This window comes from Duganella sp. Dugasp78, from assembly GCF_059491455.1.
This window is the reverse complement of sequence record NZ_CP168506.1, coordinates 3,578,521-3,598,177: the sequence shown is the minus strand read 5'-3', so window position 1 is coordinate 3,598,177 and position 19,657 is coordinate 3,578,521. Positions and strand designations below refer to the sequence as shown.

The following is a 19,657-nucleotide window of genomic DNA, read 5'->3' as shown; positions in this document are numbered from 1 at the left end:
GGTTGAGTACAATAAGACAAGCCATATTCCCCTCAACTGACAGTCAGCGCACATGAACCAGCTCGAACAGCTCAAGAAATTCACCACCGTAGTCGCCGACACTGGCGATTTCCAGTCCATCCAGGCCTACACTCCGCGCGACGCCACCACCAATCCTTCGCTGATCCTGAAGGCGGTGCAGAAGGACGAGTACAAGCCGCTGCTGGAAAAAGCCGTGCGCGACAACCTCGACAACTCGATCGCCGAGACCATCGACCACCTGCTGATCGCCTTCGGCAAGCAGATCCTGCGCATCATCCCGGGCCGCGTCTCGACCGAGATCGACGCCCGCCTGTCGTTCGACGTCGAGGGCTCGGTGGCCAAGGGCCGCGAGCTGATCAAGCTGTACGAGCAGGCCGGCATCGAGCGCGAACGCGTGCTGATCAAGATGGCCGCCACCTGGGAAGGTATCCGCGCCGCCGAGATCCTGGAAAAAGAAGGCATCCACTGCAATATGACCCTGCTGTTCTCGCTGGGCCAGGCCATCGCCTGCGCCGAAGCGGGCGCGCAGCTGATCTCGCCGTTCGTCGGCCGCATCTACGACTGGTATAAAAAATCCACCGGCATCGACTACGTCGGCGCCGAAGATCCGGGCGTGCAGTCGGTCAAGCGCATCTACAACTACTACCGCAAGTTCGGCTACAAAACCGAAGTGATGGGCGCGAGCTTCCGCAACACCGGACAGATCCTGGAACTGGCCGGCTGCGACCTGCTCACCATCAGCCCCGACCTGCTGCAAAAACTGGCCGACACCAACGCCCCGGTCGAACGCAAGCTGAGCGCCGAGAGCGTGCCGGGCGCCGGCATCATCAAGCTGTCGCAGGACGAGAAGACCTTCCGCTTCCAGCTCAACGAAGACCAGATGGCCTCCGAAAAACTGGGCGAAGGCATCCGCGCCTTCTGCGCCGATTCGGGCAAGCTCAAGCAGATCATCTCCGGCATGCGCTGATCCAGCACCAGCCAGCCAGGGCAAAAAGGCGGTGACGCAGCGCAAGCTGCGTTACCGCCTTTTTTTGTTTTTTATACATACAAAACGTTACACAACTAGCTGTATTACAATGTTGCGATCTCTGCCAGCTACCCGCCTGGCCGACCAAGCGCCACATATCAATCTTTTACGAGATCCATCCATGAGATTAGTACCTCGTTACACTGCCATTGCCACCGCCGTTTTCACCCTGTCCCTGCTGGCCGCCTGCGGCGACAAAGCCGCCGCACCGGGCGCCCCGCCGCCCGCCACTGTCGCCGTCATCACCGTCGCTCCAGCCGCCGTCACCCTCAGTACAGAACTGCCGGGCCGCACCGAAGCGTCGCGCATCGCGCAGGTGCGCGCGCGTACCGCCGGCATCGTGCTGCAGCGGGTGTTCAAGGAAGGCGGCGACGTCAAGGCCGGCGAGGTGCTGTTCCGCATCGACCCCGCCAGCTTCCAGGCCTCCTACGACAGCGCGCAGGCGGCCGTCGCCAAGGCCGAGGCCAACCTGGCCCAGGCCGAATTAAAGGTAAAACGATATAAACCGTTACTGGCCGCGCAGGCCGTCAGCCAGCAGGAATACGACGACGCCGTCACCGCGCAGAAGCAGGCCGCCGCCGACCTGGCCACATCCAAGGCCGCGCGCACCAACGCCGGCCTGACCCTGGGCTATGCCACCGTCACCTCGCCGATCTCCGGCCGTATCGGCCGCGCGCTGGTGACCGAGGGCGCGCTGGTGGGACAAGGCGAAGCGACGCCGATGGCCACCGTGCAGACGCTGGACCCGATCTACGTCACCATCAGCCAGTCGTCGACCGAGCTGCTGCAGCTGCAGCGCGCGCTCGCCAGCGGCAAGATCAAGGGCGTCGGCAAGAACGAGGCGCGCGTCACCCTGGTCACCGAAGACGGCCAGGCCTACCCGCAGACGGGCAAGCTGCTGTTCTCGGACGTGTCGGTGGACGAGACCACCGGCGCGGTGTCCATGCGCGCCGAGTTCCCGAATCCGAACCGCACCCTGTTGCCGGGCATGTACGTGCGCGCGCGGCTGGACCAGGGCGTCAACGACGCCGCCATCACCGTGCCGCAGCAGGCCGTGGTGCGCAGCCCCGAAGGCTCGTCGGTGCTGATCGTCGGCGCCGACAACAAGGTGCTGGCGCAGCCGGTCACCGCCACCGCCAACGACGGCCAGAACTGGGTGGTCAGCTCCGGCCTCAAGGGCGGCGAGCGCATCGTGGTGGAAGGCTTCCAGAAGGCCAAGCCCGGCGCCACGGTCAATCCGCAGCCGTGGAAAGGCCCGGTCGGCACGGCGCCCGCAGCGGCATCCGCGCCGGCGGCATCCGATCGCGGCACCGCCAAATAACAGGGAGTCCCGATGGCCAAGTTTTTCATCGACCGCCCCGTATTTGCGTGGGTGATCGCACTCTTCATACTGCTGGGCGGGATGCTGGCGATCACGGTCTTGCCCGTGTCGCAGTACCCGACCATCGCGCCGCCATCGATCGTGGTGACGGCCAACTACCCCGGCGCCACCGCGCAGGTGCTGGACGACGCCGTCACCAGCGTGATCGAACAGGAGATGAACGGCGCCGACGGCTTGCAATACGTCGAATCGTCCAGTGAGGCCAGCGGCGCCGTCACCATCACCGTCACCTTCGTCCCCGGCACCAATCCGGATCTGGCGGCGGTCGATGTGCAGAACCGCATCAAGCGCGTGGAATCGCGCCTGCCGGCCGCCGTCACGCAGCAGGGCGTGCAGGTCAACAAGGCGCGCTCCAACATCCTGATGTTCGTCGGCCTGACTTCGACCGACGGCCGGCTCGACCCGACCGGCCTGGGCGATTACCTGGCCCGCAACGTGGTCAATGAAGTCAAGCGCATTCCCGGCGTGGGCCAGGCGCAGTTGTTCGGCACCGAGCGCGCGATGCGCATCTGGGTCGATCCGGCCAAGCTGATCGGCCTGAAGATGAACATGGCCGACGTCACCGCCGCCATCCGCGCCCAGAACGCGCAGGTCACCTCCGGCACGCTGGGCGACCTGCCCAGCCCCGCCAAACAAACCTTCTCCGCGCCCATCGTGGTCACTGGCCAGCTGTCGTCCACCACGGAATTCGGCCAGATCGTGCTGCGCGCGAATCCCAACGGCTCGCTGGTGCGCTTGAAGGACGTGGCGCGCATCGAGATGGGCGGCGCCAGCTTCAACATCAACGCGCGCCTGAACGGCGCGCCGTTCTCCGCCATCGCGGTGCAGCTCTCCCTGACCGGCAACGCGCTGCAAACGGCGACCGCAGTGCGCGCCAAGATGGACCAGCTGGCCAAGTTCTTCCCGCCCGGCGTGAAATACACCATCCCTTACGACACCTCGCTGTTCGTCAAGATCTCGATCGAGGAAGTGGTCAAGACGCTGCTGGAGGCGGTGGTGCTGGTGTTCCTGGTGATGTACCTGTTCCTGCAGAACTTCCGCTACACGCTGATCCCGACCATCGTGGTGCCGGTGGCGCTGATGGGCACCTTCGCCGCGATGCAGGTCTTCGGCTTCTCGATCAACGTGCTGACCATGTTCGGCATGGTGCTGGCGATCGGCATCCTGGTCGACGACGCCATCGTGGTGGTGGAAAACGTCGAGCGCATCATGAGCGAGGAAGGCCTGTCGCCGCGCGACGCCACCCGCAAGGCCATGAGCCAGATCACCGGCGCCATTATCGGCATCACGCTGGTGCTGATCGCCGTGTTCATACCGATGGCCTTCTTCGGCGGAGCGGTCGGCGCGATCTACCGCCAGTTCTCGCTGGCGATGGTGTCGGCCATGCTGTTCTCGGCGCTGATGGCGCTGACCCTGACGCCGGCGCTGTGCGCCACCATCCTGAAACCGGTGGAAGCCGGCCATCATCACGAGAAGAAGGGCTTCTTCGGCTGGTTCAACCGCCGCTTCGCGGTCACCGCCACCGGCTACCAGGGCGTGATCGCCAAGATGATCAAGCGCACCGGCCGTTATCTGGTGATCTTCGCGCTGATCTGCGGCGTGGTGGGCTGGCTGTACGCGCGCCTGCCGTCGTCGTTCCTGCCGAACGAGGACCAGGGCTACCTGATCGCCAACGTGCAGCTGCCGGCCGGTGCATCGAGCAACCGCACGCAGGCCGTGCTGGCGCAGGCCGACGCCTACTTCCGCAAGCAGCCGGGCGTGGCGCGCACCATCGCGGTGGCGGGCTTCAGCTTCTCCGGCAACGGCCAGAACGCCGGCCTGGTGTTCATCCCGCTGACGGACTGGAAGGAGCGCGGGCCGGAACAATCCGCGCAGGCGATCGCGCAGCGCGCGTTCGGCGCGCTGTCGGGCATCCCGGATGCGATCATCTTCCCGCTGTCGCCGCCGCCGATCCGCGAACTGGGTAACGCCACCGGCATCACCGCGCGCCTGCAGGACCGCAGCGCGCTTGGCCACGACGCGTTGATCGCGGCGCGCAACCAGCTGCTCGGCATGGCCGGCAAGAGTGCCATCCTCAAGGGCCTGCGTCCCGAAGGGCTGGAGGACGCGCCGCAGCTGCAGGTCGATATCGACCGCGAGAAGGCCAATGCACTGGGCGTGAGCTTCGCCGACATCAACTCGATGATGTCGACCGCGCTGGGTTCGTCCTACGTCAACGACTTCGCCAGCAGCGGGCGCCAGCAACGCGTGATTGTGCAGGCCGACGCGCCGCGCCGCCTGCAGCCGGCGGACATCATGCAGCTCAACGTGCGCAGCGCGACCGGCACGATGGTGCCGTTCTCCTCGTTCGCCAGCTCGCACTGGATACAAGGTCCGGTGCAGCTGGTGCGCTACAACGGCTACCCCGCCATCAAGCTGACCGGCGACGCCGCACCAGGCCGTTCGACCGGCGAGGCGATGGACGAACTGGAACGCCTGGCGGCGCAACTGCCGCCAGGCTTCAGCATCGAATGGACCGGCCAGTCGCTGGAAGAGAAGACCTCCGGCTCGCAGGCGCCGATGCTGTTCGCGCTGTCGCTGCTGGCCGCCTTCCTGGTGCTGGCGGCGCTGTACGAAAGCGAATCGATACCGGTGGCGGTGCTGCTGGTGGTGCCGCTGGGGATCCTGGGCGCGCTGCTGGGCGCCACCCTGCGCGGGCTGCCGAACGATGTGTACTTCAAGGTCGGCCTGATCGCGATTATCGGCCTGTCGGCCAAGAACGCGATCCTGATCATCGAATTCGCCAAGGACCTGCAGGCGCAGGGCAAGGGCCTGATCGAAGCGACGCTGGAGGCGGTGCACCTGCGCTTCCGGCCGATCATCATGACGTCGCTGGCCTTCATCCTCGGCGTGCTGCCGCTGGTGATCGCCACCGGCGCGGGATCGGCCAGCCAGCGCGCCATCGGCACCGGTGTGATGGGCGGCATGATCACGGCCACGGTGCTGGCGGTGTTCCTGGTGCCGGTGTTCTTCGTCGTGATCCGCAAGATCTTCAAGGGCAGCGAACGCCAGCGCAAGCTGGCCGCACATGAACTGAACGATAAGAAGCATGAAACCTATGACTAAGTTTGCCCACAAGCCCGCCCTGCCCCTGACCGTACCGGCAACGCTGCTCGCTGCGCTGCTGTCGGCCTGTTCGCTGGCGCCGACCTACCAGCGTCCCGCCGCGCCGGTGGCCGCCGCCTTCCCGGCCGACAGCGCCGGCACCGCCGCGCGCACCAGCGTGCCGCTGCCGCTGGCGGCCGGCGTGCGCGACGCCGCCGATACCGGCTGGCGCGACTACTTCGCCGATCCGCGCCTGCAGCAGCTGATCGCCGCCGCGCTGGAAAACAACCGCGACCTGCGCACCGCCGCGCTGCGCATCGAGGAAGCGCGCGCGCAGTACGACATCCAGTCGGCCGACCGTCTGCCGAATGTCAACGTCAACGCCGGCGCCACCAGGGCCAAGACGCCGGCCTTCCTGTCGCCGAGCGGCCAGACCACCATCGGCAAGCGCTATGACGCCGGGCTGGCGCTATCGTCCTTCGAGCTGGATTTCTTCGGCCGCGTGAAAAGCCTGAACGACGCCGCGCTGGCGGCCTACCTGGCCACCGACGAAGCGCGCCAGGCGGCGCAAATCAGCCTGGTGGCGCAGGTGGCGCAAGCCTATTACACCGAGCGCGCCTACGCCGAGCAGTACGCGCTGGCGCAGCAGACCTACGACGCGCGCGCCCGCACCTACAAGTTGACGCAGCAGCGCGCCGAAGTGGGCGCCTCCTCGCGGCTGGACCTGCGCTCCAACGAAACGCTGATGGAAACCGCGCGCGCCGCCGCGTTGACGCTGGCGCGCCAGCGCGCGCAAGCGGACAACGCGCTGACGCTGCTGGTCGGCCAACCAGCCAGCGGCGCCAGCACCGGCGCCATGCCCAGCGACCAGCAGATCGACGCCCTGAGCGCGCTGCCGACCGGCCTGCCGTCGGATTTGCTGACGCGCCGGCCCGACATCCGCGCCGCCGAGCAGCGTTTGAAGTCGGCCAACGCCAACATCGGCGCCGCGCGCGCCGCCTTCTTCCCGCGCATCAGCCTGACGGCGGCGCTGGGCAGCAGCAGCCCGTCGCTGCACGGCCTGTTCGACAGCGGTTCGGGCAGCTGGTCGTTCGCACCGCAATTGACGCTGCCGATCTTCGACGCCGGCCGCAACCGCGCCAACCTGAGCCTGGCCGAGGTGCGCAAGAACCTGGCCGTTGTCGACTACGAGAAGACCATCCAGACCGCCTTCCGTGAAGTGGCCGACGCGCTGGCCGCGCGCGACTACCTGGGCGAGCAGGTATCAGCGCAGCGCGCCGTGCAGGACGCCCAGGCCGACCGCCTGAAGCTGCTGCAACTGCGCTTCGACAACGGCGTGGCCAGTTCGCTGGACGTGCTGGACGCGCAGCGCGAGCTGTTCAGCGCCCAGCAAGCGCTGGTGCAAGCGCGCCTGCAGCGCACCACCAGCGCCATCGACCTGTACCGCGCGCTGGGCGGCGGCCTAAAATAACCGAAGTCATTCCCGCGCAGGCGGGAATCCATACTGAGCTTGCTACAGATGCGTTGCATGGGTTCCCGCCTGCGCGGGAACGACGCGCCCATTTCGTTGACTACGCCATGACTTCTCCAATCACCATCCGCCTGGGCGCGCGCGCCCGCCAGCGTATCGCCGCCGAGGGCGTGCGGGCGGCCGATATCGCCATCGTGCCGGCCGCCGCCGGCGGGCCCAAGGGCCTGATCCTGCACGGCCTCGACTGCTGGATGTTCGGCGGCTGGCTGCAGGCCGCGCCGCGCCAGCGCAAGCTGGTCGGCGCCTCGATCGGCGCCTGGCGCATGGCGGCCTCGGCCTTCGACGATCCGCTCGCCGCCCACCAGCGGCTGGCCCGCCTGTACGCCGGCCAGCGCTATCCGGCCAAGGTCACCGCCGCCTACGTCAGCCAGACCATCCGCGCCCTGCTCGACGAGCTGCTCGACGGCCGCGCCGCCGAGGCGGTCCGCCATGCCGACCACCACGTCTCGGTGCTGACCATGCGCGGCATCGGCCCGCTGGCCGATACCAACGGCCAGCGCTGGCGCGAAGTGGCCGGCTTCCTGCGCGCGGCGGCCGGCAACGCGCTGTCGCGCCGGCGCCTGGCGGGCTCGATGGAGCGGGTGGTGTTCCACAACACCCGCGACGACGCCAACTGGCTGCGCCAGCAGTTCGACGCCTTCACCGGCCATTTCGTCGGCCTCGACGAGGCCAACTTGCGCGACGCGCTGCTGGCCTCGGGCTCGATCCCGCTGGTGCTCGAGGCGGTGTCCGGCATCGCCGGCGCGCCCGGCGGCGCCTACTGGGACGGCGGCCTGATCGACTACCACCTGCACCTGCCCTACCAGCGCGATCCCGGCCTGGTGCTGTATCCGCATTTCAGCGACTACATTGTGCCCGGCTGGCTGGACAAGGCCATGCCCTGGCGCCGCGCCGGTGCCGGTAACCCTGCGCTGGACAACGTGATCCTGGTGTCGCCGTCGGCCGAGTTCGTCGCCAAGCTCCCCAACGGCAAGCTGCCCGACCGCAAGGACTTCCAGTTCTATGGCCAGAACCACGCCGCCCGCACCCGCGACTGGACCCGCGCCATCGCCGAGAGCGAACGCCTGGCCGACGCCTTCGCCCGCTGGTGCGACAAGCCCGACCTGAACCAGGCCGCCGCCTTTTAACTGTTTCAAAAAAGCAACACAACAGCCTGAAGTAGCGTGCCCGCCGGCGCGCGACGGGAGCATACTTGTGACTTGCCAGCCGCGTCGTCCGGCGCACCTGCGCAGCCCTCGTCGGTCCACTTCGGAGCGTCCATCATGAATCTACTGTCTCAACTGCGTATCGGCACCCGCCTCGCGGTCGGCTTCGCCATCGTCCTGCTGCTCGCCATCTGCGCCACCTCGGTGGCCCTGTACAACGCCCGCGCCAACGCCGCGGCCACCCGCCACATGATGGAGCAGCCGCTGGCCAAGGAACGCCTGGCCTCCGACTGGTATGTGCTGATCTACTCGGCCGTGGCGCGCACCGCGCTGATCGCCCGCAGCAGCGACGACAGCCTGTCGACCACCTTTGCCGACGTCATCGCCGACAGCACCAGGAAAGGCGGCGAGCTGATCGGCAAACTCAAGGAGCTGCTGGTCAGCGACGAGGAAAAAGCCGTGTTCGACGCCTCCGCGGCCCTGCGCGCCACCTACCAGAAGGCCAAGACCGACATCATGAACGCCAAGAAGGCCGGCGACGCCGAGCTGGCGGAAAAACTGTACAAGGAGGTCTTCATGCCGTCCGCCACGGCTTACCAGAACCGGGTCCAGGCGCTGCTGACCTTGCAGCGCAAGGCCATCGACGACAACGCCCACGCGATCGACGCCGCCAACGACCGCAGCAACATGCTGCTGATGGTGCTGACAGTGCTGATGGTGTCGATAGGCTCGCTGGCGGCGTGGGTGATCTCGCGCTCGATCACGGCGCCGCTGAAGTCGGCGGTGCAGATCGCCGCCACCGTGGCCAACGGCGACCTCACCACCCGCTTCGCAGAGCAGACCACCCCGTGCGAGATCGGCGAGCTGATGACCGCGCTCAAGGGCATGAACGACGCGCTGCGCAATATCGTCAGCCAGGTGCAGAGCGGCACCAACACCATCGCCACCGCGTCCAACGAGATCGCGGCCGGCAATATGGACCTGTCGCAGCGTACCGAGGAACAGGCCAGCTCGCTGGAGGAGACCGCCTCGTCGATGGAGCAGCTGACCTCGACCGTGCGCCAGAACGCCGAGAACGCCAGGCAGGCCAACCAGCTGGCGCAGGCGGCCTCCGACGTGGCCGAGCGCGGCGGCACCATCGTCGGCCAGGTGGTCGACACCATGGGCTCGATCGACGCCTCGGCGCGCAAGATCGTCGACATCATCGGCGTCATCGACGGCATCGCCTTCCAGACCAATATCCTGGCGCTCAACGCCGCCGTCGAAGCGGCGCGCGCCGGCGAGCAGGGGCGCGGCTTCGCGGTGGTGGCCTCGGAGGTGCGCAACCTGGCCCAGCGCAGCGCGGCGGCGGCCAGGGAGATCAAGGAGTTGATCGGCAATTCGGTCGAGCAGGTCGACCTCGGCGCCAAGCTGGTGCAGCAGGCCGGCAGCACCATGGGCGACGTGGTGGCCAGCGTGCGCCGTGTGACCGACATCATGGGCGAGATCACCTCGGCCAGCAGCGAGCAAAGCATCGGCATCGACCAGGTCAACACCGCCATCACGCAGATGGACCAGGTGACGCAGCAGAACGCGGCGCTGGTGGAAGAAGCGGCGGCGGCGGCGGCCAGCATGCAGGACCAGGCGGCGCGGCTGGCCGACGTGGCCTCGTCGTTCACGCTGGGCGACGAGGGCTTGCGGCCGGCGCTGGCGGCGCCGGCGCGCGCCAGGGCGGCACTGCCGGCCGCGCCATCGGCGGCCCGCTCTGCCCCGGCCGCCCGTCCGGCGCTGCGCCCGGTAGCGGCGGCCAGGCCAGCCACCAAGCCGGCGGCCAGCAAGCCGGCCACCGTCGGCGGCGACCAGGATTGGGAGGAATTCTAAGCGCGGCCTACACCGCCCGCATGGCGTCGCGGATCGACATGCCCCACGCCGCGTTGCGCGGCAGGAAGTAGCCGGCGTCCTGCAACAGGCCCGCATACACGCGGAACTCGCGCATGTTGAGCAGCGTCGAGACGTTGCCGTAGGCGGCGATGGCGGGACTGCGGATGCCGGCAGCATTGGGCTGGAACACGGTCAGCGGAAAGCCGTCGTTGTCGTTTTCCATGTCGGCCCGGGTGAGCGCGCCGAACGCCACGTGGCGGTGCGACTCGGCGTTGTGGTGCACGCGGCGGAAGGCGCCGTTGCCGTTGACCATGCGGCCGTTGAGCAGGTTGATGCAGCGCAGGATGCGCGGCGTGACGTTGCCCATGTCGTAGTGCTCCTCGTTGCCGAAGCCGGCCGGCGCCTGCCAGCCCTGCGGGCGCGGGCGGCCGGTGCTGCTCTCCATGGTCAGCACCTTGTCGAGGTTGGTGCCGCGTTCAAACACCTGGCCCAGGCGCGGCGCCATGCCGTTCATCACCAGCCCGGGCTTGGCGATCCGCGCCGAGCTGGTGCTGCCGTAGTCGCTCCAGCGCGGACACACCGCCATCAAATCGTAGTCGCCGGTCATCGGCCGGTTGTTGGCGCCGGCTTCGGACGAGCACATCACCTCCAGCGGCAGCAGCAGCCGCGAGGCCATGCCGCGCGCGCTGAAGTCGGTGGCGATGGTGTAGACGTGGATCTGGTAGACCGCCTCGCCCGCCGTCGGGCCGGCGCGCTGCCAGCGCGCCAGGAATTCGAACAGCTGGCCGTCGCCGGAACGCTGCGCCAGCAGCGAATAGTCGCGGGTGCCGGGCACGGCCTCCATGAACTGCAAGGCGGTGCGCGGCGGCATTTCCTCGGCCAGCAGCATCTGCAGCGTCAGCTGCTCGAGCGTCAGTTCCAGCACGCGGGCGGTGGCGAAGCGGTCGTTGATGCCCTTCTGGTTGGCGCGCGTGCCCTTCTGCGCTTTGGTCTGGTCGTGGCCGACCTTGCTGTAGGTGCCGTCGTACGGCACGAAGCCGGCCTGCGGCCCCCAGTCCGAGCTCTTGCCCTTGACGTGGAAATTCTTGCTGGGATAGCCGTCCTCCAGCCAGCGCCGCGACCACGGCCCGGTGGAACGGAAGATGATGACCTCATCGAGCTCGTTGGCCACCTGCTGGCTGGCGATCATGTCGAGCCGGGTCATGCCGTTTTCCGGATCGTCAAACGAGGGCGCTAAACCAAATAAGGGCATGGCTGCTCCAGGCTGGATAGGGATTTCCAGTATCCAAGCCTGCCCAACCGGCGTCAAGAAAAATGGTTAAAAATGCCAGTTCCGGCGTCAGCCGTTGAGGAACATCTGTTGCAAATCGTTCAAGAAGCGCTGGCCCAGTTCGGTCGGCTTGATCAGCTTGTGGTCGCGGTAGAGCAGGCCCTTGGCTTCGGCGGCGTTGAGGTTCTTCTCGATCGCGTTCAGGCCCAGGCCGGTGCGCTCGGCGAACAGGTTGGGATCGAAGCCGCCGTGCAGGCGCAGGGTGTTGAGCATGAACTCGAAGCCCATGTCGTCGCGGCCGATCTCGTACTCTTCCTGCACCGGCGCCCCCAGGCGCACCTGCTCCATATAGGCCTTGGGCTGCTTGTAGCGGGCCTGGCGCAGGATGCGGTGCGGGAACGACAGCTTGGAGTGCGCGCCCGCGCCGATGCCCAGGTAGTCGCCGAACTCCCAGTAGTTCAGGTTGTGGCGGGCGCGGTGGCCCTCCTTGGCGTAGGCCGACACTTCGTACTGCTGGTAGCCGTTGGCGGCGGTCAGCCCGGCGATCATGTCCTGCATGTCGGCGCTGGCGTCGTCGTCGGGCAGCGCCGGCGGGTACTTGGCGAACAGCGTGTTCGGCTCCATCGTCAGGTGGTACAGCGACAGGTGCGGCGGCTTGAAGGCCATCGCGGTTTCGACGTCGTGGCGCGCCTCCTCCAGCGTCTGCGACGGCAGCGCGTACATCAGGTCGAGGTTGAAGTTGTCGAAGTTGGCCAGCGCGATTTCCACCGCGCGCTTGGCCTCGTTGTCGTCGTGGATGCGGCCCAGCGCCTTCAGGTGGCGTCCATTGAAACTCTGGATGCCGATCGACAGGCGGTTGATGCCGCTGGCCCGGTAGGACTTGAACTTCTCGGCCTCGAAGGTGCCGGGATTGGCTTCCATCGTGATCTCGCAGTCGCTGTCGAGCGGCAGCAGGGTGCGCACGTCCGACAGCAGGCGATCGAGCCCGGCGGCCGACATCAGGCTGGGCGTGCCGCCGCCGATAAAGATCGTATAAATCTTGCGGCCCCAGATCAGCGGCAGCGCCATTTCCAGGTCGGTGCGCAGCGCGTCCAGGTATTCCTGTTCGGGGAAAGTGTGACCGTCCTTGGCCTCGTGCGAGTTGAAGTCGCAGTAGGGGCACTTCTTCACGCACCACGGGAAGTGGATGTACAGCGACAGCGGCGGCAGCGCCTGCAGGTTCAGCGAACCGGCCTGCAGGTACTTGGCGGCCACGCCGGCCGCTTCGCTGATGTCGGTGGCCGGTTTGGCCGCCTTGCCGGTGGCGCCGACGATTTTAATCGGGATCATTTCAGCTTCTCTACCAGTGCGCGCAGCGCCTGGCCGCGGTGCGACAAGGCGTTCTTTTCGTCGGCCGTCAGCTCGGCGGCGCATTTGCCCAGCGCCGGGATGTAGAAGTGCGGGTCGTAGCCGAAGCCGCCGTTGCCGCGCGGGGTGGCGATCATTTCGCCGTTCCAGCGACCGTCGGCGATCACCGGCTGCGGGTCGTCGGCGTGGCGCACGAACACCAGCACGCAGTAGTAGTACGCGGATTTGTCGGCATGGGCGGCCAGGTCGGCGATCATTTTCTCGTTGTTGCGGGCGTCCGACTTCGGCTCGCCGGCGTAGCGCGCCGAGTACACGCCGGGCGCGCCGCCCAGCGCGTTGACGCAGACGCCGGAATCGTCGGCCAGCGCCGGCAGCCCGGTCAGGCGTGAGGCGTGGCGGGCCTTCTGCAGCGCGTTTTCCACGAAGGTGTGGAACGGCTCGTCCGCTTCGGGGACGTCGTACTCGCCCTGGGCGTGCACGGAAAAGCCAACCGTGGACAGCAGCTCGTTGAATTCTTTCAGCTTGCCGGCGTTGTTGGAGGCGAGGATCAGGCGTTGGGTCATGAGTAATCTGGCGAAACGATGGGGGAACCCGCCATTGTAATCCTTTTGCGCGCCCCGCTGCCGCTAGGGGACCAGCAGCGAGCGGATCTCGGGGTTCTGGTAGTTCTGCTGCGTGACCATGACCGCGCCGGTCAGGATCAGCGAGGGCTTGACGGCGGCGCCCTTGGCGGCGGCCACCGCGGCCTTCATGGCCTGGTAGCCCATCTGGCGCGGGTCCTGCACCACCAGGCCGTGGATTTCGTTCCGCTTCAAGCCGTCCAGCAGGAAATCGGTGGTGTCGAAGCCGACAAACCTCTTTTTGCCGGCCAGGCCGGCCGCCCGCAGCGCGCGCAGCATGCCGTCGCTGGTCGATTCGTTGACGGCGAAGATGCCGTCGACATCGGGATACTTTTCCAGCAACGTGGCCGCGCTGCGGGCGGCCTTGCCGCGCGTGCCGCCGCCGTACTCGTCGGCGACGATGCTCATGTGCGGCGCGTTTTTCTTCAGGTAGTCGACGAAGCCGCTGCCGCGGTCGTCGGTCGAGCCGCTGCCGGCGATGGTGCGCAGCACCGCCACGGTGCCCTGCCGGTTCAGCAAGTTGGCCATGCGTTCCGCCGCCAGCGCGCCGGCGGCGTAATTGTCGGTGGTGACAAAGTTAGTGTGTGCATTGCCGTCCAGCGCGGAGTCCACCACCACGATCTTGATGCCCAGCGCGGCCGCCTGCTTGACCGGTTCGACCAGGCGCGAACGGTCGCCCGGGGCGATAACGATGGCGTCGACATCCGGCTTGGAATAGATGCGCAGGATCTGGATCTGCGAATCGATGTCGTCGTTGTAGGCGGGCCCCCGCCAGGTCAGCTGGACGTGCCCGGCCTCGCTCATGGCGCGGTCCACCCCTTGCCGCATGAAGGTCCAGAAGTCCTGGTCGCGCGACTTCGGAATGAAGACGACGTTCAGGTCCTTGGCGTATGCCGGGACCATCGAAAACGCAATGGCCACCAGCAGGAGCGACATCCATTTTTTCATCCGGATATTGTACTACCGTGGCGCGGCCGCTTGGAATTCCCTCAACTTGCCGGCTCAGGCGGCCAGGCCCAGCGCCTGCTTCTGCAGCTTGATCAGGTCGGCGATGCCGCCCTGCGCCAGGTCCAGCAGGCGGTTCATGCCGGCGCGGTCGAAGGCGGCGCCTTCAGCCGTGCCCTGCACTTCGATGAAGTGGCCGGCGTCGTTCATCACCACGTTCATGTCGGTGTCGCAGCCGGAATCCTCGACATAGTCCAGGTCCAGCACCGGCATGCCCCGGTAGACGCCGACCGAGATCGCCGCCACGAAGCTTTTCAACGGGATCGCCGGCAGCACGCCGCGCGCCACCAGCCTGGAGAAGGCGTCGTACGCCGCCACCATGGCGCCGGTGATGGACGCGGTGCGGGTGCCGCCGTCGGCCTGGATCACGTCGCAATCGAGATGCAGCGTGCGCTCGCCGAACGCTTCCAGGTCGAACGCGGCGCGCAGCGAGCGGCCGATCAGGCGCTGGATCTCCTGGGTGCGCCCGGACTGCTTGCCGCGCGCGGCCTCGCGGTCCATGCGGGTGTGGGTCGAGCGCGGCAGCATGCCGTATTCGGCCGTCATCCAGCCCTGGCCTTTACCCTTCAGGAAGCCCGGCACCTTTTCCTCGATGCTGGCGGTGCAGATCACCTTGGTGTCGCCGCATTCGATCAGCACCGAGCCTTCGGCGTGCTTCGTATAGTCGCGGGTCAGTCGCAGGGTGCGCAGCGCATCGACGGCGCGGCCGCTCGGACGGGATTCAAATGGCATAAACAGTATTCCTTATTTCAGTATTTGGGAGGATTTTTCGATGGCGCCGCGGATCTCGGCGATGGCCTTCTCGATTTCATCGTCGTCGAAGGCGTCGACCGCCGCCGGCGCGGCTGGCTGCTCCGGCACCGGCGCGCTGTTGATCGTGGTGCTGTGCAGGTCCTGCGGCAGGGCTTCGGTCGAGATCACGGTCGACAGCTCGGCCGCGGTCATCACGCCCATGCTGTCGATCACGGAGCTGCCCTGCCACATGATGGCCAGCGCGGTGACGTTGTCGCTGGCGCTGCCCGCCGCGCCCAGCGCCGCTTGCAGCAGGTCCGGCACGGCGCGCACCACGGTCTGGCTGTGCAGGCGCCGCAGCAATTCGTCGTCCGGCAGCATAGACCACAAACCGTCCGAGCACAACAGCATCAGGTCGCCCGGCAGCATGCCGGCGCCGCCGGAGATCTCCACTTTCGGCAGGCTGTCGGCGCCCAGGCAGTTGTACAGCTTGTTGCGGTCGGGATGGGTGGCGCGCTCGGACGGCTGCGCCAGGCCCTTGGCGATCAGGCTTTCGATGTGCGAGTGGTCGCGCGTGCGCGCCAGGATCTGGCCGTCGCGCATCCAGTACAGGCGCGAATCGCCGCAGTGCGCCCAGGTGGCCGTGTTGTGCTGGATCAGGCAGGCGACCACGGTGGTGCGCGGCGTCTCCGGCAGGCCGTGCTCGGCGCGGTAGCGGTGGATGTCGTGGTGGGCGGCCAGCAGAGCCTCCTCCAGGAAGCGCTGCGGCTTTTTCACATACGGCGTGGCCTGCTGCTGGAACAGCGAGGAAATGGTCTGCAGCGCCACGGTGGCGGCGATCTCGCCGCGCAGGTGGCCGCCCATGCCGTCGGCCAGCACCAGCAGCAGCGCGTCGCGGGTGAAGCTGTAGCCCATGCGGTCCTGGTTGACCTTGCGGCCGCCGATGTGGCTTTCCTGATACACGGAGAATTGCATGGTTCAGCCTCTTGTCGAATTAGATCAGCGTATCGGGTCCGGCCTTGGGCTTGGACCTGGCCAGGCCGCCCAGCCGGTCAGCCAGCCCGCGCAGGCCCAGTTTATCGATCACGCCCTGCGGCGGCGGCGGTGCGGCGGGCGCGGCCGCGGCAGCCGCCTGCAGCACCTTCTGCAGCGCGAACAGGCTTTGCGGGCGTTCCAGCGGGTCCAGCTCCAGGCACCAGCGCACCATCTTCACCAGCTCCGGCGTGTACAGGCCTTCGAGCTTGTCGAAGTGGCCGGCCATCTTATCCCCGGTCTTGCGCTGGTCGGCCGGCTGCGGCGGCGAGCCCACCATGCAGGCGAACATCGAGGCGCCGATGCTGTACACGTCCGACCACGGCCCCAGGCCGCCGGTCTTGGCGTACAGCTCGGGCGGGGCGAAGCCGGGGGTGTACATCGGCGTCAGGGTCGGCATGTCGTTGTTGACGGTCTGGCGGGCCGCGCCGAAGTCCAGCAGCATCGGCGTGCCGTCGGTGCGCAGGTAGATGTTGGCCGGTTTCAGGTCCAGGTGCAGCAGCTTGTTGGCGTGCACCTCGCGCAGGCCCTTGAGCACCTGCAGGAAGATGGTGCGGATGAAGGCCTCGCCCACCTTGCTGCCCTTGCTGCGCTGCCTTTGTATATGTTCTTGCAAGGAATGGCCGGACTCGTAGGCCATCACCATGTAGACGGTCTCGTTGGCGCGGAAGAAGTTGAGCACGCTCACCACGTTGGGATGGGAGATGCGGGCCAGCGCCCTGCCCTCCTCGAAAAAGCACTTGAGGCCGATGCGGAACACCGGCAGATGCGCCTTGGAGATGGCCGGCACCAGTTCGCCCTCCTGCCGCAAGGCCAAAGAACTGGGCAAATATTCCTTGATCGCCACCGCGACGCCGTCACCGTCGTACGCCAGGTAAACAATACTGAACCCACCGGACGCAATTTTCTTTACAATGCGATATCCAGCAATTTCCAGACCATCGGGTAACGGGGCGTTGTTTTGTGCAGCCATAGAGTTCCTCGCCTCAACAACCGGATTGTGTGGATAAATCACTGTTTTGTAAAGATTAAATCGGGGACATCCATTGAGCATTTCCAGTATGACGGGCTACGCGGTCGCCACCAGTGAAAGTGCGGCGGGAACACTGACTATCGAAATCAAGAGTGTCAACTCGCGATTTCTAGACCTTCAGTTTCGAATAAACGACGATTTGCGAGCGCTTGAACCCGATTTGCGCTCGGCAATCATGGCGGCGATCACCCGCGGCAAGGTCGAATTGCGCCTCAGCTTTGGCCGCAAGGCCGCGAGCAGCGGCTCGCAGGCGCTGAACCTGCCGCTGTTGACCGAATTGCAACGCCTGCAGGCCGAAGTGAGCGGCCATTTCCCGGCCGCCCCCACCATGTCGGTGGCCGAGCTGCTGCGCTGGCCCGGCGTGATCGAGGAAGCCCAGATCGGCCAGGAATCGCTGCAGGCCGACGTCGCCGCGCTGACCGCGCGCACCGTGCAAGCCTTCGTCCACAGCCGCCAGCGCGAAGGCGCGGCGCTGGAAACCATGCTGACCTCGCGCATCGAGGCGATGGAGGCGATCGTCAAGCGCATCACGCCGCTGATCCCGCAGGTGGTGGCGGCGTTCCAGCAGAAAGCCGTCGAGCGCATGCAGGACGCGCTGGGCCTGGCCTGCCAGGGCTCGAACTCGGCGCTGTCGCGCCAGGACGCGCTGGAGCGCATCCGCCAGGAGGTGATCCTGTACGGCATCCGCATCGACGTGGCCGAGGAGCTGGGCCGGCTGTCGGCGCACCTGACCGAGACCCGCCACATCCTGAAGAAAGGCGGCCAGGTCGGCAAGCGCCTGGACTTCATGATGCAGGAACTGAACCGCGAGGCCAACACGCTGGGCGCCAAGGCCTCGGTCAAGGAACTGGCCGACGCCTCGATGGAACTCAAGCTGCTCATCGAACAGATGCGCGAACAGGTGCAGAACCTGGAATAAGCCTGTCCATCCGCCGCCACACCGCGCCGACTTGCCGCACCCGGCGCGCCGTGGCGGCCGGCCGCCCGGCCACCCTCCTCATAGGGGATTCCCCATCCCCGGCAAATGCAATATGCGTACGGCTATGACAGGTATCGACCGCCGCCGTGCAGCGCCAGCACGCTTTCCCCTAAGCTCTCCTTGCAATACCCATAACGAGACACTGCCCAGGACGGCCGCACCGGCCGCCTAGGCGGACAACAACAGGAGCAGCACCATCATGTCATCAGCCCAGCCACAACTGCGCCCCGTGCGCGAGCCAGCCACGCCTGCCGTCCCCCTCACCCGGCTCGACCAGTACTTCCAGATCACCGAACGCGGCAGCACCACGCGGCGCGAGGTGGTGGCCGGCGTCACCACCTTCCTGGCCATGGTGTATTCCGTCTTCGTCGTGCCCGGCATGCTGGGCGCGGCCGGCTTCGATGTCAGCGCCGTGTTTGTCGCCGTGTGCCTGACCGCCGCCGTCGGCTCGCTGCTGATGGGCGTGTGGGCCAGGCTGCCGATCGCGGTCGGCTGCGCCATCTCGCTGACCGCCTTCACCGCCTTCGGCCTGGTGCTGGGCAAGGGCCTGTCGCCGGCCGTGGCGCTGGGCGCGGTGTTCCTGATGGGCGTGGTGTTCACGGCGATCTCGGTCACCGGCGTGCGCTCGTGGATCCTGCAGAACCTGCCCGCCGGCGTGGCGCACGGCACCGGCGTGGGCATCGGCCTGTTCCTGCTGATGATCGCCTCCAGCGACGTCGGCCTGGTGGTCAAGAACGCCGGCGCCGGCCTGCCGGTCGCGCTGGGCAAGATCACCTCCTTCCCGGTCGTCATGAGCATGCTGGGCCTGGCCGCGATCTTCGGCCTGGAGCAGCGCAAGGTGCCCGGCGGCATCCTGCTGGTGGTGGTCGCGCTGTCGGCGCTGGGCCTGGCGTTCGACCCGGCCGTGCACTTCACCGGCGTGTTCGCCATGCCGCAGCTGAGCGCGCCCGGTCACGCCTCGCTGATCGGTGCCATGGACATCCGCGGCGCGCTCAGCGTGGCCGTGCTGCCCAGCGTGCTGGCGCTGGTGATGACCGCCGTGTTCGACGCCACCGGCACCATCCGCGCGGTGGCCGGCCAGGCCGGCCAGGTCGAGCCGAACGGCTACATCCGCAACGGCGGCCGGGCCCTGACGGCCGACTCGCTGAGCTCCATCTTCGCCTCGCTGGTGGGCGGCGCGCCGGCCGCGGCCTACATCGAATCGACGGTGGGCACCGCCGCCGGCGCCCGCACCGGCCTGACCGCCGCCGTGGTCGGCGTGCTGTTCCTCGGCCTGATCTTCTTCTCGCCGCTGGCCGGCCTGGTGCCGCAGTACGCCACCGCGCCGGCGCTGATGTATGTCGGCCTGCTGATGCTGGGCAGCGTCGCCCACATGAAGATGGACGACAAGCTGGATGCGCTGTCCGGCCTGGTGTGCGCGGTGTTCATCCTGCTGACCTGCAACATCGTCACCGGCATCATGCTGGGCTTCTGCACGCTGGTGGTGGGCCGCCTGCTGGCGGGCGAATGGCGCAAGCTCAACGTCGGCACCGTCGCCATCGCCATCGCGCTGGCCGTGTTCTACGCCGGCGGCTGGGCCATCTGATCCGC

15 protein-coding genes are annotated in these 19,657 nt (G+C 67.2%); 8 read left to right on the top strand and 7 right to left on the bottom strand.

Features of this window, described 5'->3' with window-relative positions:
* The first annotated feature begins 52 nt into the window (after positions 1 to 52).
* From tal to ACEN9O_RS15890, 6 genes are all read left to right on the top strand, one after another.
* Entirely contained in the window at positions 53 to 988 is a 936-nt protein-coding gene (tal, locus tag ACEN9O_RS15915; protein WP_495612850.1) for a transaldolase, read from the top strand.
* Between the two features lie 181 nt (positions 989 to 1,169).
* The gene (locus tag ACEN9O_RS15910; protein ID WP_495612849.1) at positions 1,170 to 2,369 is read left to right on the top strand and encodes an efflux RND transporter periplasmic adaptor subunit; all 1,200 of its coding nucleotides are present in this window, start codon (positions 1,170 to 1,172) and stop codon (positions 2,367 to 2,369) included.
* Between the two features lie 12 nt (positions 2,370 to 2,381).
* Positions 2,382 to 5,534 (top strand): efflux RND transporter permease subunit, encoded by a 3,153-nt coding sequence (locus tag ACEN9O_RS15905; RefSeq protein WP_495612848.1) that lies wholly within the window; start codon positions 2,382 to 2,384, stop codon positions 5,532 to 5,534.
* Entirely contained in the window at positions 5,527 to 6,984 is a 1,458-nt protein-coding gene (locus ACEN9O_RS15900; RefSeq protein WP_495618483.1) for an efflux transporter outer membrane subunit, read from the top strand. The genes ACEN9O_RS15905 and ACEN9O_RS15900 overlap by 8 nt, the downstream gene beginning before the upstream one ends.
* A 107-nt stretch (positions 6,985 to 7,091) precedes the next feature.
* Positions 7,092 to 8,171, top strand: a complete 1,080-nt coding sequence (locus tag ACEN9O_RS15895) for a patatin-like phospholipase family protein (protein WP_495612847.1) — start codon at positions 7,092 to 7,094, stop codon at positions 8,169 to 8,171.
* Positions 8,172 to 8,306: 135 nt separating this feature from the next.
* Positions 8,307 to 10,049: a methyl-accepting chemotaxis protein gene (locus tag ACEN9O_RS15890; RefSeq protein ID WP_495612846.1), complete on the top strand. Its 1,743-nt coding sequence runs from the start codon at positions 8,307 to 8,309 to the stop codon at positions 10,047 to 10,049.
* Between the two features lie 7 nt (positions 10,050 to 10,056).
* Here the strand turns inward: ACEN9O_RS15890 and ACEN9O_RS15885 are convergent, their stop codons facing one another.
* The 7 genes from ACEN9O_RS15885 to ACEN9O_RS15855 form a co-directional block, all read right to left on the bottom strand.
* Complete coding sequence (locus ACEN9O_RS15885; protein WP_495612845.1) at positions 10,057 to 11,301, bottom strand: anthrax toxin-like adenylyl cyclase domain-containing protein; 1,245 nt, start codon at positions 11,299 to 11,301, stop codon at positions 10,057 to 10,059.
* Positions 11,302 to 11,388: 87 nt separating this feature from the next.
* Positions 11,389 to 12,648 (bottom strand): radical SAM family heme chaperone HemW, encoded by a 1,260-nt coding sequence (hemW, locus tag ACEN9O_RS15880; protein ID WP_495612844.1) that lies wholly within the window; start codon positions 12,646 to 12,648, stop codon positions 11,389 to 11,391.
* Positions 12,645 to 13,229: an RdgB/HAM1 family non-canonical purine NTP pyrophosphatase gene (rdgB, locus tag ACEN9O_RS15875; RefSeq protein ID WP_176363572.1), complete on the bottom strand. Its 585-nt coding sequence runs from the start codon at positions 13,227 to 13,229 to the stop codon at positions 12,645 to 12,647. The genes hemW and rdgB overlap by 4 nt, the downstream gene beginning before the upstream one ends.
* A 63-nt stretch (positions 13,230 to 13,292) precedes the next feature.
* The gene (locus tag ACEN9O_RS15870; RefSeq protein ID WP_495612843.1) at positions 13,293 to 14,222 is read right to left on the bottom strand and encodes an ABC transporter substrate-binding protein; all 930 of its coding nucleotides are present in this window, start codon (positions 14,220 to 14,222) and stop codon (positions 13,293 to 13,295) included.
* A gap of 66 nt (positions 14,223 to 14,288) precedes the next feature.
* A complete protein-coding gene (gene rph, locus ACEN9O_RS15865; protein ID WP_495612842.1) occupies positions 14,289 to 15,023 on the bottom strand; it encodes a ribonuclease PH in 735 nt (244 codons plus the stop codon).
* Positions 15,024 to 15,035: 12 nt separating this feature from the next.
* The gene (locus tag ACEN9O_RS15860) at positions 15,036 to 15,998 is read right to left on the bottom strand and encodes a PP2C family protein-serine/threonine phosphatase (protein ID WP_495612841.1); all 963 of its coding nucleotides are present in this window, start codon (positions 15,996 to 15,998) and stop codon (positions 15,036 to 15,038) included.
* A 19-nt stretch (positions 15,999 to 16,017) separates the two neighbouring features.
* Positions 16,018 to 17,028, bottom strand: a complete 1,011-nt coding sequence (locus tag ACEN9O_RS15855; protein WP_495612840.1) for a serine/threonine protein kinase — start codon at positions 17,026 to 17,028, stop codon at positions 16,018 to 16,020.
* Positions 17,029 to 17,116: 88 nt separating this feature from the next.
* Between ACEN9O_RS15855 and ACEN9O_RS15850 the strand changes: the two genes are divergently transcribed.
* Together ACEN9O_RS15850 and ACEN9O_RS15845 are read left to right on the top strand one after the other, a co-directional pair.
* Positions 17,117 to 18,007, top strand: coding sequence for a YicC/YloC family endoribonuclease (locus ACEN9O_RS15850; RefSeq protein ID WP_495618482.1), 891 nt, complete (start codon positions 17,117 to 17,119; stop codon positions 18,005 to 18,007).
* 259 nt (positions 18,008 to 18,266) lie between these two features.
* Positions 18,267 to 19,652, top strand: coding sequence for an NCS2 family permease (locus tag ACEN9O_RS15845; protein WP_495612839.1), 1,386 nt, complete (start codon positions 18,267 to 18,269; stop codon positions 19,650 to 19,652).
* Positions 19,653 to 19,657: the final 5 nt, after the last annotated feature.